The organism is Planctomycetota bacterium (assembly GCA_039182125.1).
Taxonomy (GTDB): domain Bacteria; phylum Planctomycetota; class Phycisphaerae; order Tepidisphaerales; family Tepidisphaeraceae; genus JBCDCH01.
On sequence record JBCDCH010000095.1, the window covers coordinates 1 to 14,131 of the forward strand.

9 protein-coding genes are annotated in these 14,131 nt (G+C 62.7%); 7 read left to right on the plus strand and 2 right to left on the minus strand.

Features of this window, described 5'->3' with window-relative positions:
- Window positions 1-135: 135 nt before the first annotated feature.
- Window positions 136-792 carry a PEP-CTERM sorting domain-containing protein gene (locus AAGD32_17005; protein ID MEM8875947.1) on the minus strand — a complete coding sequence of 219 codons (657 nt, stop codon included), beginning with the start codon at window positions 790-792 and terminating at the stop codon, window positions 136-138.
- 673 nt (window positions 793-1,465) lie between these two features.
- On the opposite strand from AAGD32_17005, the gene AAGD32_17010 reads away from it, so the two are divergent.
- The 3 genes from AAGD32_17010 (at window position 1,466) to AAGD32_17020 (ending at window position 5,997) form a co-directional block, all read left to right on the plus strand.
- Window positions 1,466-3,667, plus strand: a complete 2,202-nt coding sequence (locus AAGD32_17010; GenBank protein ID MEM8875948.1) for a glycoside hydrolase family 15 protein — start codon at window positions 1,466-1,468, stop codon at window positions 3,665-3,667.
- A 107-nt stretch (window positions 3,668-3,774) separates the two neighbouring features.
- Window positions 3,775-4,362 carry a TetR/AcrR family transcriptional regulator gene (locus AAGD32_17015; GenBank protein MEM8875949.1) on the plus strand — a complete coding sequence of 196 codons (588 nt, stop codon included), beginning with the start codon at window positions 3,775-3,777 and terminating at the stop codon, window positions 4,360-4,362.
- Window positions 4,363-4,428: 66 nt separating this feature from the next.
- Window positions 4,429-5,997, plus strand: a complete 1,569-nt coding sequence (locus AAGD32_17020) for an L-dopachrome tautomerase-related protein (protein MEM8875950.1) — start codon at window positions 4,429-4,431, stop codon at window positions 5,995-5,997.
- A 31-nt stretch (window positions 5,998-6,028) separates the two neighbouring features.
- Here AAGD32_17020 and AAGD32_17025 read toward each other — a convergent pair whose 3' ends face one another.
- Window positions 6,029-7,714: a hypothetical protein gene (locus AAGD32_17025; GenBank protein ID MEM8875951.1), complete on the minus strand. Its 1,686-nt coding sequence runs from the start codon at window positions 7,712-7,714 to the stop codon at window positions 6,029-6,031.
- A gap of 737 nt (window positions 7,715-8,451) precedes the next feature.
- On the opposite strand from AAGD32_17025, the gene dcd reads away from it, so the two are divergent.
- From dcd to AAGD32_17045, 4 genes are all read left to right on the plus strand, one after another.
- The gene (gene dcd / locus AAGD32_17030) at window positions 8,452-9,024 is read left to right on the plus strand and encodes a dCTP deaminase (GenBank protein ID MEM8875952.1); all 573 of its coding nucleotides are present in this window, start codon (window positions 8,452-8,454) and stop codon (window positions 9,022-9,024) included.
- Between the two features lie 27 nt (window positions 9,025-9,051).
- Window positions 9,052-9,660 carry a hypothetical protein gene (locus AAGD32_17035; protein ID MEM8875953.1) on the plus strand — a complete coding sequence of 203 codons (609 nt, stop codon included), beginning with the start codon at window positions 9,052-9,054 and terminating at the stop codon, window positions 9,658-9,660.
- A gap of 230 nt (window positions 9,661-9,890) precedes the next feature.
- Window positions 9,891-10,118: a hypothetical protein gene (locus AAGD32_17040; GenBank protein MEM8875954.1), complete on the plus strand. Its 228-nt coding sequence runs from the start codon at window positions 9,891-9,893 to the stop codon at window positions 10,116-10,118.
- 62 nt (window positions 10,119-10,180) lie between these two features.
- On the plus strand, window positions 10,181-14,131 hold a 3,951-nt coding region (locus tag AAGD32_17045; protein ID MEM8875955.1), incomplete at its 3' end, for an LAGLIDADG family homing endonuclease.

The window sequence follows — 14,131 nt, forward strand, 5'->3', positions numbered from 1 at the left end:
ACCTTTCTGGGCTGGAATACCGCGACCGGCGATGCCCGCGCAACCACCACCGGCCTACCTCGCCGGTTGTCGCGTTCGCCCGATGCTTAGATCGTTCTGCAGGTCAAAGACCCGCTGGCGATTGAGAACAGTGTCTTACCCGTTGCGACGACGCAGCAGGCCGAGGCCGGCGACGCCGAGGAGGCCAACGCTGGCCGGCTCGGGAATGACAATGTCGATATCGAAGCCTGCGGTCTTCTTCTGGATCAGGGCCGAGCTGTTCGGGCCGGCTTCCGCCTGAAGAATGTTGTTGAAGACTAGGGTGACTTCGGTGATACCTTCTGGGAACTCCAGGGTGGCGGTGCCTTCGTAGAGGCCGGAACTCTCCACGAGGATCGGCATGGCCGGGTCGACGTCCAGCGCATCGGCGATACCGGCCAAGGGCAAGCCCTCACCGACAGCGAAGAGCGCACCCGAAGCGAAGACGCTGCCGGATCCGAGGATCGCGTAGTCGCCGAGTTCGGTAACAGAGATTTGGTCAATGTCCTGACCGTCGGGCGCGGTGATCGTGACCTGAAGTCGGTCGGAGGTGACTTGAGCACCGCCATCGGTGGCGGAAGCAATGAAGCCGACGGGCGTGAAGATCAGGCCTTCGTCAGTGACGATAGGGTCGCCGAAAAGTCCGTTGTCGGACTGGCCCCCGGAATAGTCGAAGTTGGCCGTGCTGCCGTCGGGCTGGGACCAAGGAACGGGGCTTGCGAAAGCCGCCCCACTGAGCCCGAGCGCGGCGCATGCCGCGAGGGCAAGAGTCATTTTAGGTTGCATCGAACGATCTCTCCCTTCTCAGTTGAGAAGTGTTCATTTTCGCCTGGCACACCGAACGGATCGGTGCCTCCGTCGCCCCGATCCACTAAAATCGGAGCAGGCTTTGGGTTGTTAGCGTCGGACGGTATCGGTGGGACATCCCCCGCTGGAACACCGTCAAACCGGTACACATTGCACCGACTATCACCGACGCACCGCATCAAATGCGGCCTGTGCGGAAGGCATTTCACCTACGCACACTTGTAATGGTAATGCCTGCCAACACATGAGCAAGCCCAAATCCTTGAAGTTTTGGCTGCGACGGCTGCTTACATCACGCCAAGCGGCATCCGGCTGAGATAAAGTGGCGTAACGTCTTATAAATCAGAGACTTACCTTGTCGGCGTTCAGCGACCCCCACGGTCGGACCGATACATCTGGACACGAGGAGCCGACCGCGCGTTTGGCGATTCTGGTGATTGTCCGCCGGATGCGGTTGACCTCCATACCATCTGGCCCGCGGCTCGGAGGCCAACGGCTGGGCCGGTCGAACGTTTCGTCCGGTTTCAACGTTCTGGAAGTGCAACCCGCAGGCCGGCAGCGACGCCCCTGCACAGCGGAAACCCGCCGCGGTCGTGCCTCACCCCCGCCGCCCGGCGTCCCGATTTACGGACCCGTCCCCATGCCACGCGATATCCCCGTCGGTAACGGCTCACTGCTCATCAACTTCGACGACCGCCACCAGTTGCGGGACCTCTACTACCCGCACGTCGGACAGGAGAACCACGCTGGCGCCGGTGCGTGCCGGTTCGGCGTCTGGGCAGAATCCGTCGCCGGGACCGGCGGCAAGCTCTCCTGGACCAGCGAGGAGGCGTGGAAGGTCGAACAAAAGTACCTCGACCAAACGCTCACCTACGACACGCACCTGCGAAACGCCGCACTCAAGCTCGGCATGCACATCAACGGGTGTGTCGACTTCCACCGCAACCTGTACGTCCGCAAGATCACCGTCCGCAACGACTCCGACGCCGACCGCCTGGTGAAGATTCTGCACCAGCAGGACTTCAACATGTTCGGCACCAAGATCGGCGACACCGCCTATTACGACCCGGACCTGCGCAGTCTCGTCCACTACCGCGCCAAGCGTTACCTGATGACGACGTTCTTCGTCCACGGCGAACAGCGCGTCGACGAGTACGCCACGGGCACGAGCGGCTTTGGCGGCGCCGAGGGCACATGGCGTGACGCCGAGGACGGCAAACTCGGCATGAACGCCATCGCCCAGGGCGCGGTCGACTCCACGGTCGCCTGCTCCATCCGCGTCAAGGCCAAGGGCGAACAAACGCTCTACATGGCGCTCGTCGCCGGCGAGAGCCGCGAGGAACTCGAAGAGTTGCACAAGTGGCTCATCAAACAAGGTCCGCAACGCGTCATCGACCGAACGAGTTCCTACTGGCGGCTTTGGTCGGCCGGGTCGAATATCAACTTCGGCGACCTGCCCTCCCAGGTCATTGATCTGTTCCATCGCTCGCTGTTGGTCGTCCGCACGCAGATCGACAACGACGGCGCAATCATCGCCGCCAACGACAGTGACATCATGCAGTTCGCGCGGGACACGTACTCGTACATGTGGCCGCGTGACGGGGCGCTCGTCGCCGACTCGCTCGATCTCGCCGGGTACTCCGATCTGGCCCGCCAGTTCTACAGTTTCTGCCAGCGGACCATCACCGACCACGGCTACTTCCTGCACAAGTACAACCCCGACGGCTCGCCCGCCTCCAGCTGGCACCCGTGGGTCAAGGACGGTAAGCCCGCCCTGCCGATCCAGGAAGACGAAACCGCGCTGGTCGTCTGGGCGATGTGGCGACACTACTTCCGGTACCGCGACCTTGAGTTCATGCGGCCGATGTGGATCGACGTGGTCATCCCTGCGGCGGAATGGATGTGCGCGTACCGCGAGGAACGAACAGGTCTGCCCAAGCCTTCCTATGACCTTTGGGAAGAGCGTTGGGGCGTGCATGCATGGACCGTGGCGTCGGTGTACGCAGGCCTCACGGCGGCGGCCGACTTTGCCAAGTGCTTTGGCGAGTTCGACCGCGCCCAGAAGTACCAAAACGCCGCCGACGAGATCCGCGAGGCCTCGGCCAAGCATCTCTGGTCGGACCGGCTGGGTCGCTTCGTCCGCCGACTCGTACCGCTCGACAACCCGACCCCGCCGCACGAGTTGACCGAAAACGTCAACGGCCGCGTCGTCACCCGTGACGTGAAGACCGAGGACATCTACGAGATCGACGAAAACATCGACGCCTCACTGTGGGCTGTTGGCAAGTTCCACCTGTTCGACCCGAGCGACGAGCGGGTGCAAAAAACAATGGACGCCGTCGCCAACCGTTTGTGGGTCAAAACCGACGTCGGCGGCGTCGCGCGCTATGAGGACGACTACTACCACCGCGTCTCGACCGACATTGAGAACGTGCCGGGCAACCCGTGGTTCATATGCACGCTCTGGCTCGCCGACCATCAAATCTCGCTCGCCCAATCGAAGGAAGACCTGCAGAAGATCCATCACATCTTCGAATGGGTCGCCAACCACGCCCGTCCGTCGGGCTGCCTTGCCGAGCAGGTCGATCCTTACTCCAACGCCCCGCTGTCGGTCAGCCCATTGACGTGGAGTCACGCGACCGTGGTCAGCACCGTGATGAAGTACCTCGAAAAGCTCGAGACGCTCGACCGCAAGGAACTCGGCGCGACGGATCACTTCCAGATGCGCGTCCCCGGCCGCGTTCTGTACCGCGACCAACAACACGAAGAAATGCTCCGCATGGCCGAGCAAATCGAAAAGCAAACCGCCGCCGAACGCGCCGCCGACCACGAAGCTGCATAGGCATCCAAAGATGGCCGAGCTTGGCTGATGTCCGAATCGAACGCAGGCGGCATAACGCTTTGCGGAAGATTATTGACCGATCGGTCAAATTAGCGTAATCTCAAGCCGTGCGACGCGGACCGGTCAAGCAGTTTGATCCTGACGAGGCGCTCGTTGCTGCGATGCATGTGTTTCGCGCTCGAGGGTTCGAGGCAGCCGGGCTTGCTGAATTGGTCGAGGCAATGGGCATCGGCCGAAAGAGCATGTACGACACGTTCGGCAACAAACGAGCACTGTTCATTCAGGCCATCGAGAAATATGCGTCTTCTGATCTGGAAGAACTGAAGGCAAAACTCGACCAGTCAGGATCACCGCTCAAAAACATATGCGCCGCGCTTGATTGGTTTGCCAAACAGCACGGCCGTCCCCACAGCCTCGGGTGCGGGGTCGGTAACAGCGTGGCTGATTTCGGGCCGGATGACCCCGAGATGAGTCAACTCCTCCGGGGTCACCTCGAACGTACACGAGAGATCTGGGCCAAGGCTCTAACACGTGCGGTTCAGGCCGGAGAGTTGCCCGCGGACACCAACACCAACAATCTAGCTCGTCTCATTGTTTGCACCGCTCAGGGCATCGCTCTAGTCGGCCGCGTCGCGGGTGACACTCAGCTTCCCACTGGCGCCGCCCGCGGGCTTCTTTCGTTACTTCGATCCTGAACTTGTCGGCCGATGCCGGCAAGTGTAACTCTACACCATTCTTGACCGTTCAGTCTAGGAAACAACGTGACCACGACCCACATCCCAATCACCGCCACGATAACTGGTCTCACCTCACTGAAACTCGCCCGCGTTGGCGCGGTGTCCTACATCCTTTGGGCAGTGCTGCATCTGGTTGCGGCTTTTGCCATCCTGCCGTCCGCGCTTGCACCACTGCAAGGCATGGAACCGTCAGTCGCGCACGGCCGTATCTTCCAGAGTTCGGCGGCGATGGTCGTCGTTTCCGTCGCATCGATCTTGATCGCGTTGACGATGAACTGGCGTAACAGCAGACTCGGCTACTGGCTACAAGTCATTCTCGTCGGCGGGCTCGATGTGGCATTCATCGTGTTCGTTTTGTTCCCAGGCTACGAGCCATTGTCACAAGGTTTTCTCGGACCACTGCTGTGGCTCATTGCTCTAGGCACCTCAACTGCCGCTCGTTTCACCGATCACGCTCGGCCAACCACGGCCGCATTGGGCGCGTTGGCTTTGATCCCGGCAACAGTTGGTGCGACCGTATCGGCTTCGACCACACGAACAGCGGAGCTTGAAGTCGTCCACGAGATGGCCGACCGACCAGGTAATGTTGCCGTCAGCCCAGACGGCCGTTTGTTCGCAAGCATTCACCCTCTTGAAGGGCGACGGGTTAATCTCGTGGAACTGCTGCCCAATGGCGGGCAACGGGCCTACCCGTCCGCCGCGTGGGCGAGTCCGCCCAACGAGCGCAAAGCCGAGGGCCTCACCACCGTGATCGGTGTGGAGGTCGATGCCGATGGCGTCTTGTGGGTGTTGGACAACGGCACATCGGGCATCGGTGCCAAGCTCGTGGCATGGGACACCAAAGCCGAAAAATTGATCCGAACCTGGCCGCTCGACGCAGCTGCAGTGGACAACAGTTTCATGCAGGACTTAGCCATCGATCCGCAACAACGCAAGGTCTACATCGCTGACATGGCCGGCGCTACACCGGACCATCCCTCGCGACCTGCTTTCGTGGTGCTCGATCTCGCGACAGGCAATGTCTCGCGTCGTCTCGAAGCCCACCCGTTACTCCAGGGCGAAGCTGAAACATCATTCGTCGCCGGCGGATCGCAAATCCTCAACCCGTCCGCCACACCTTCGGGCGAGCCTGTCGACCGTGTTCCTGGACTCAACCCGATCACCATCGACCCCGCCGGGCAATGGGTTTACTTCGGTGCCATGCGAGGCACCAGCGTGTTCCGCATCGCCACGGCTGACTTAGGTGACGCGACTCTCACGGATGAGCAACTCGCCGAACGCATCCAGCGTCACGGCCCCAAGCCCGTGAGTGACGGGATCGGTATCGACACTGCGGGCAATGTCTACATCACGGACCTGCCCGGCAGCGCGATTGGGGTCCTCAAGCCCGATGGCACCTACGAACAACTCATCGTCGACCCGAACATGCTGCCATGGCCCGACGGTATGAGCTATGGCCCGGATGGCTTTTTCTATGTCACGGTGAACCAACTTCATCGCCACCCTTGGCTTAATGCCGGCGCCGATCACAGCATGCCGCCTTACCGCATCGTTCGGTTCCGGCCGCTCGCACCCAGCGCGTTGGGTCGATAATCACGGGATAGCGACGTGCCGAAAGCAGGCCCTACTTCTCGAAGTCCATCGTCGGCAGGTTCCATGCCTGACGGAGCGTGTCGACGAGGACTTCGTCGCCGCCGCGGCGCTGAGTGAGGTCGAGGAAGCCAGCGGCCAGGCGGGACTCGCCCTGGTTGTGATGGATGATCGCCATCAACAACGCCGGGGCCGCCGCGCGTTCGTCTTCGTTGATGATGCTCCTGAGATCATCCATGACCGCGTCGAGGCGCTGCTCGCCGACGAGGGCCGGCATGTCGTACTGGGCCATGAGCAGCGCGGGCTCGCGAAGGAAGACGGCGCGATAGGTGTTCGCCGACCGGCCGTAGTACCCCCCGGCCATCTCCGCGGTCGCGCGGCCGAAGGTCGCCAGCGCGTTCTGCGGATCAACCCGTTCGATGGCGCGATAGTTCTCAGCAGCGTCGGCGAACCGGCCGTCCTTCATCGCCGTCTCGGCCGTCGCGAACAGCGGGGCGATCGGCGTGCCCTGCACACCCGCACCCAGGTCCCGCACGCGGACCGGTCGGTTCAGGAGGTTGTCAGGAACTACCGGGGCATTCTCCGGATTGACCGGTTCGAGGTTTCCGCCCGGCATCACCGGGGCTGCCGGCGTTTCGTCCTCGGCTTCGTCGGTCCCGTCGGCCGGCGCGGCGTTGGTCGCGCGGCGTTCTGCGTTGAACGCCTCGAGCCGGGCGCTCATCTGGGCAAACTGTGAATCGGACGCAAACGGGGAGACGTTGTTGCCCAAGGCACGGTTGCTGCCCAGCGGCTGGTTGGACTCGAACGCCCCGCCGTCGAGCGGCTGGTTGGATTCGAGGGGCGCGTTGGAATCGAGCGGGCCGTTGTCGCCTTGGCCAAACGGCGTGTCCTGCGCGTCGCCTTCGGCGTCTTCGCCCTCACCGGCACCGCGGGGATTGAGTTCGTCGGCGATGCCTTGGATCGTCGCTTCGTCCAGTCCGCCAAACGATCGGTCACGCAGGAACGTGAAGTCCGAGAGCAGTTCGTTTTCCTGCGCGGTGCCGAGCGGTGCCGAGCCGTCGGGAGTGAGCCCTCCCTCAAGACCGTCTTCTCCGAAGCGGCTGTCGAGCGCGTCCTCCTCGGCAAACTGACGCAGGACCGCCGGATCGACGCCCATTACTTCGGGCAGTTCATCGATAGTTAGCCGACGATCGAGCGTATCGATCACGCCCAGCCGGCGGTCTCCACGCTCACGAACGGCCCCGATGGTCTGCGGAACGAAACCGGCCACGCCGGGCTGACGGACGAACTCCGGCGGCGCGTTGACAGCCTCGACTTCGCCGAAGAACCGCCTCACATCGTTCGAGTTGTTGGTCACGATGCCGCCGGTCGTCACGCCGGTGCTGTCACGGGTGAAGTCGGACACCAAGGCAGTGGTCGAAGCGCGGAAACCGCGCTCATCGCTGAACGCGACAAACCCTTGAAACAGCCGACCACCGGTGACATTGCCGACAACCAGATCGTTGGCCAAGCGGTTGTCGAACGGATTGGTGAGCCGGCCGTTGAAACCGCCATCACCGACGCGGGGGTTGGCATCGGTGATGCGACTGTTGTCCACGCGGAGCTGGGCGTCGGCCGCCGGGGCCAACACCCCGACCACCGAAAACGCGGCCACGGCAATGGCGGCAAAACGAATGCGGTTGCGGGCTGGACGTACGGCGGGGGTCGTTGGGCTGTTCATCGTCTTACGGTTCGGGTGGCAGTCGTTCGCCAGAGGGCGTTACTCATACTTTATCGCACGATCGGCTTCGACGGAAAAGGGAAGTTCCGCGGCACCTTTTCGTCCGTCGAAACGACGGTCGTCGGGGGCTGTTCTTAAAGGACACGGCGCAGGACTGAAAGTTGCGTCGAAACCGGCAAATTTCGACCCCGGATGCGACCGTTCGCGCCTTGCCTGAGACGTCTTTGCACCGCCTGCCGGGTGACGCCTTGTGGACAACCCGACGGCGGCGGAAATCGGTGTTCGAGCAACCGTCTGTTAGCCGTAACGTAACCTTCCCGACATCTTGCGCTTGCGCGCCGCACCCCCACATGTAGTGCCAAGATTTAGGTGAAATGGGTTGAAGTGGCACCACATGTGGTGTTACCCTCAAGAACGCGACGCAACCAGGCCGATACGCGAGTCAGACCTCGCCACCGTCGGCGACAACCGAACGCCCGGACAAGGAAGATTGCCCTTGCGTTTCGGTTTTGTTCGGATGATGATCGGGGCTTTGCCCGGGTCATTCGCTGGTTGATCGTCGGTCGGCTTCGAGACACGGTCCCGCAGCCGGCGACACGCCGAAACCCCGCCATGAGGGCTGGGGCTCACGTCAGCGGATGACAAACAACCTCTCGTCTCGTTCAACGGTGAAACACGCCGTCGGCAACGTAAGTGCGCCTTCTTCCCCCGCCCCCCTTCCTTCCGCCCGACCCACCATGGCCATTCTTTGTGATACCCAGATTCGTGAACTGATCGGCATTGAGCCGTTCGCCGACGCCGAGAAACGTCCCGGCTCCGTCAGCTACGGCGTCAGCTCCTACGGCTACGACGTCCGCGTCGGCTCGCTTTTCAAGGTCTTCACCAACGTCGCCCCCCACGGCGGGCAGGCCGTCGTCGATCCAAAAAGCTTCGGCGACGACATGTTCGTCACCATCGACACCGACAAAGTCGGCAAGGACCACGTCATCATCCCGCCCAACTCGTTCGCACTGGCCGAGACTGTGGAGGTCATGGACATCCCGCGCGACGTGCTGGCCATCTGCGTCGGCAAAAGCACCTACGCCCGCTGCGGCCTGATCGTGAACGTCACCCCCCTCGAACCCGAGTGGCGCGGCAAGGTCACGCTCGAAATCTCCAACACCACCCCCCTACCCGCCAAGGTCTACGCCAACGAAGGCATCGCCCAGATGCTCTTCATCAAAGCCGACCGCGTGTGTGCCACCAGCTACGCCGACAAGCGCGGCAAGTACCAGGACCAGGCGGGGCTGACCCTGCCGAAGGTGGATTGAATCTAATTTTTGCTAGAGGAATAACAAATGCGTGAATGGAAGCACAATATCATTGATCCTGCCAAAATCGATCAACACCGCGAGCTGTTAGACTTTCGTATCGCCGAAATTTACTTCAATAGCACGAACGCAAATCGATCTGCGTGCCTCGAATTTATGTTGGCCGAAGAATTCGGCACCGCAATGTGCGGCTGGAGGCAACACAGCCTCCTTGTTGGAGCACAGCTTCGACGCAGTGTTTGGAGCAAAGCCTTTCGCATGTCGTGCAATGGCCAATACCAAAGAGCTGCCATTTTAGCATATCGCTCTTATGACCGCCATCTGATCTCAGGTGGAACATATGAAGATATTCAATTTGCAGCCTGTCTTCGCAGGCTGGATCCCACGATCGATATTTTTCTTGATCAAGATCAGATGACACGTCTTGGCTATGAGTCATTTCGACAGGACGCTGTCACGCCAACCTTAAATTCCGAGATCGCAACATGGAGAAGAAACTGGCGAACTGCTTGGAGAAACGGACTTGTTGTACGATATCGGCACCCGGAGATTGATGACCACTCTGGAAACCTCCCTGAATCTTACATCTCATGGCGTGGCTCATGGCTTCGCCATTCCAATGGGGTGGCAGCGTAATGCCCAGCACGCCCAAAGCCGGTCACGGTGTAGTTTTAGCCCTTGTGGTTAGTGCATTGCCTGGCTGCCAAAATAGCAATTCCCCAAACGCACCACATGAAGAATTCCGGAAGCGCCCCACGCCCGCCACGCAACTCTCCTGGAATCAGCCGCTCGATGACTCGCGGTTGCCGGAGACGGCGAAAGCGAATCGTCCCGTCGCCATCGGCACCCCGCCACTCGTTTGGCAAGTGAACGGCTCCGCCGTCGCTCGCATCGTCGATGGCAGCAACGGCAACGTCCTGCTCGAAGCCCCCGTCAACACCGGCGATCTCATCGTCGTCTCTGAAGCACTCATCCGCATCGGCGAGACCCGTGGCACCGTCCGCGGCAACCCCGACACCCGCTACCTGATCTACCTCGATCAGCCCGAACTCAACGAAACACGCCGCATCCGCCGAGGTTCGCTGGCACCCTGAACTTTCATAATCGGTCCATACTTCATACCCGCATCGCATACCTCATACCTGGTTCCATTCCCATGAAGATCACCCGTCGATTCACCGAAGCTGGCAAGGACGTTTTCTCCACTGTCGAGTACGAGAAACGCACCAGCAAAATCAGCAACCCCGACGGGAGCGTCGTGTTCGAGATGAACGACGCGGAGATCCCCAAGGCGTGGAGTCAGCTTGCGACCGACATCATGGTCAGCAAGTACTTCCGCAAGGCCGGCGTTCCGCAGCCCGATGGCTCCAAGGGGCCGGAACGCTCGGCCAAGCAGGTCATCGATCGCCTCGCCGGCTGCTGGCGGCATTGGGGCGAAACGCACGGCTACTTCGACTCGACCGAAGACGCCCAGGCGTTCTACGACGAAGTCTGTCACATGCTCTTGCACCAGCAGACCGCGCCGAACAGTCCGCAGTGGTTCAACACCGGACTGCACCAGTCCTACGGCATCACCGGCCCGGCGCAAGGGCACTTCTACTGTGACCCGAAGACCGGCAAGCTGCAGACCTCGTCGAACGCCTACGAACACCCGCAGCCGCACGCCTGCTTTATCCAGTCGGTCGGTGATGACCTGGTGAACGCCGGCGGGATCATGGACCTGTGGACGCGCGAGGCGCGCCTGTTCAAGTACGGCAGCGGGACGGGCACGAACTTCAGCAACGTCCGCGGCGAGGATGAGCCGTTGTCCGGCGGTGGCAAGTCGAGCGGGCTGATGTCGTTCCTCAAGATCGGCGACCGCGCCGCCGGTGCGATCAAGTCCGGCGGCACCACCCGCCGCGCGGCCAAGATGGTCTGCCTCGACCTCGACCACCCGGACATCGAGTCGTTCGTCACGTGGAAGGTCCGCGAGGAGCTCAAGGTCGCCGCATTGGTCGAAGGCCTGAAAGTCTTGCCCGAAGACCAGCGTGACCTAGCCAAGAAGCTCGGGCTCAAGCTCGATTACGACTTCAACGGCGAGTCCTACCAAACCGTCTCCGGCCAGAACTCCAACAACTCCGTCCGCATCCCCAACAGCTTCTTCAAAGCCCTCGAAGACGACGGCGACTGGACGCTCTACCGCCGCACCGACGGCGAGGCGCACAAGACCGTCAAGGCCCGCGACCTGTGGGAGCAGATCAGCTTTGCCGCGTGGCGCTGTGCCGACCCGGGCGTCCAGTACGACACCACGATCAACCAGTGGCACACCTGCCCCGAGGGCGGTCGGATCAACGCGTCCAACCCGTGCGTCACCGGCGACACTCGCGTGCTCACCCCCGGCGGCATCTGGCGGCGCATCGACCAGATGATCCACCTGCCGTCGCGCGTCATCACCAACCTCGACAAGCAGGAAGTCCACGTCACCGAGGGCGCGTTCCCCACCGGCAGCCGCGAGGTCTTCGAGCTCTTTACCGAGGGCGGCTACTCCATCAAGCTCACCGCCGACCACAAGGTCTGGACCAAATCCCGCAGCTGGGTCGAGGCCCAACACCTCACGCGGGACGACGAAGTGAAACTCCCCGCGACGCACAGCGCCGTGGCCAAGGTCGGCGAGCCGGCCGAGCCGGAGCTGTTCCAACTCGTCGGCATGTTCCTCTCCGAGGCCAACGACGACATCGCCGCACTGCACCTGGACCGCACCTGCGACGACGCCGAGGTCCAGCAGAAGCTCACCGCGTACATCGACGCCCACTGGGCACCGCGCCCGAGCAAGTCGCGCAAGCGCCAGCTCGTCACCACCGACGGCACGCAAACCGCGGAAGTCGAGACCGAAGCCGACCACAACCCCGGCTTCGCCGACAACCGCATGCTCTCCCGCTTCGGCGGCTTCGTGAAGTGCGACGAGGACCGTCGCCTGCACTTCTCCGAGGAAGCCTTCACCGCCGGCCTCGCCGCGCAGAAGCACCTGCTCCGCGGCCTGTTCACCGCCGACGCCGTCATCAACGACAGCGTCGAACTCCACGGCCACGGCCCGGCGCTGCTCGGTGACATCCAAACCCTCCTGCTCGGCTTCGGCATCAAGTCCACGCTCCTCGGCGGTACCGCCACGCAGCGCCGCCAGGTCAAGGCCACCCGCGCCGCCGCCACCGGTCTGCGCATCGACCCCGGCTCGCTCGGCCGGTTCGTCGAGCACGTCGGCTGCCTGCCCGGCATGAAGTGCAACGACCTCACCAACGCCGCCGACCACGCTTACGAAGATTCGGAAAACTGGGACCGCGTCGACGGCCTCGAGCCGCTGGGCTTCCAGCAGGTCTTCGACCTCACCGAGCCCAACACCTCCAGCTTCGTCGCCGCGGGCATCACGGTGCACAACTGCAGCGAGTACATGTTCCTCGACGACACCGCCTGCAACCTCGCGTCGCTGAATGTGCTGACCTTCTACGACGCCGAGACCGGCACTTTCGACATCGACGCGTTCAAGCACGGCACCCGCCTGTGGACGATCGTCCTCGAAATCTCCGTGCTCATGGCCAGCTTCCCCTCCGAAGCCATCGCCCGCCAGAGCTACCAGTACCGCACGCTCGGTCTGGGCTACGCCAACCTCGGCGCGATGCTCATGCAAGCCGGCATTCCGTATGACAGCGAGGAAGGCCGCGCGGTCTGCGGGGCGCTCACCGCGATCCTCACCGGCGAGTCCTACGCCGCGTCGGCCGAGATGGCCGGCGAGCTCGGGCCCTTCGAGAAGTACCCGCAGAACAAGGAGAACATGCTCCGCGTGATGCGCAACCATCGCCGCGCCGCCTACGACGCGTCGAACGATCTCGCGTTCAAGGATCTGGGCGACTTCGAGGGCCTCGACGTCCCGCCGGTCGGCATCGACGCGTTGCAGTTCGGCGATCAGCACCCGCTGCTCTCGCGCAAGCTCCTCGCCGCGGCCCGCGACTGCTGGGACCGTGCCCTCGTCGGCGGCGAAGCCCACGGCTACCGCAACGCACAGGCCACCGTCATCGCCCCCACCGGCACCATCGGCCTGCTCATGGACTGCGACACCACCGGCGTCGAGCCCGACTTCGCACTGGTCAAGTTCAAGAAGCTCGCCGGCGGCGGGTACTTCAAGATCGCGAACCAGTCCCTCCGACCCGCCCTGCGCAACCTCGGCTACGCCGACGAACAGATCCGCGACATCCTCCGCTATGTCATGGGCACGCTCACCCTCGACGACTCGCCCGCGATCAACCGCGAATCGCTCACCGAGTTCTGCTTCACCCCCGCCGACCTCGACGCCATCGAGGCTTCCCTGCCCGCCATGTTCGAGCTCGGCTTCGCCTTCTCGCCGTGGTCGCTCAAGCCCGAAACCCTCGAAAAGCTCGGCGTCACCGAGGACCAAAAGTCCGACCCGTCGTTCAACCTCCTGCGTCACCTCGGCTTCACCAAGAAGCAGATCGACGAAGCCAACGACCACGTCTGCGGTCGCGGCACCGTCGAGGGCGCGCCCCACCTCAAGGCCGAGCACTACCCCGTGTTCGACTGTGCCAACAAGTGTGGCAAGCACGGCACCCGCTACATCGCCGCCACCGGCCACATCCGCATGATGGCCGCCGCCCAGCCGTTCATCTCCGGCGCGATCTCCAAGACCATCAACCTCCCCAACGAGGCCACCGTCGACCAGATCCAGGACTGCTACGAACTCAGCTGGAAGCTCGGCCTCAAGGCCAACGCCCTCTACCGCGACGGCTCCAAACTCAGCCAACCCCTCAACATCAAGTCCGACGAGGACATCGACGACGAGGAGTCCGACGAGAACATCGAAGCCGCCCGGGAAGAAGTCGCCGCCGACGTCGCCGAGGTCTCCAACCTCGAGGATGCCCCGGAAGCCGCCCGCGTCATCGAGAAGATCGTCGAGCGCGTGGTGCACCGTCCGCTGCGTCGCCGCCTGCCCGACACCCGCCAGGCCGTCACGCACAAGTTCGATGTCGGCGGCCACGAGGGCTACATCACCGCCGGCCTCTACGAGGACGGCCAGCCCGGCGAAGTCTTCGTCACCATGTCCAAGGAAGGCTCCACCATC

Bases quoted from the DNA above. Each gene is read 5' to 3' on its own strand.
- AAGD32_17010 (MEM8875948.1), top strand. From the start codon at position 1,466: ATGCCACGCGATATCCCCGTCGGTAACGGCTCACTGCTCATCAACTTC.
- dcd (MEM8875952.1), top strand. From the start codon at position 8,452: ATGGCCATTCTTTGTGATACCCAGATTCGTGAACTGATCGGCATTGAG.
- AAGD32_17005 (MEM8875947.1), bottom strand. From the start codon at position 792: ATGACTCTTGCCCTCGCGGCATGCGCCGCGCTCGGGCTCAGTGGGGCG.
- AAGD32_17025 (MEM8875951.1), bottom strand. From the start codon at position 7,714: ATGAACAGCCCAACGACCCCCGCCGTACGTCCAGCCCGCAACCGCATT.
- AAGD32_17035 (MEM8875953.1), top strand. From the start codon at position 9,052: ATGCGTGAATGGAAGCACAATATCATTGATCCTGCCAAAATCGATCAA.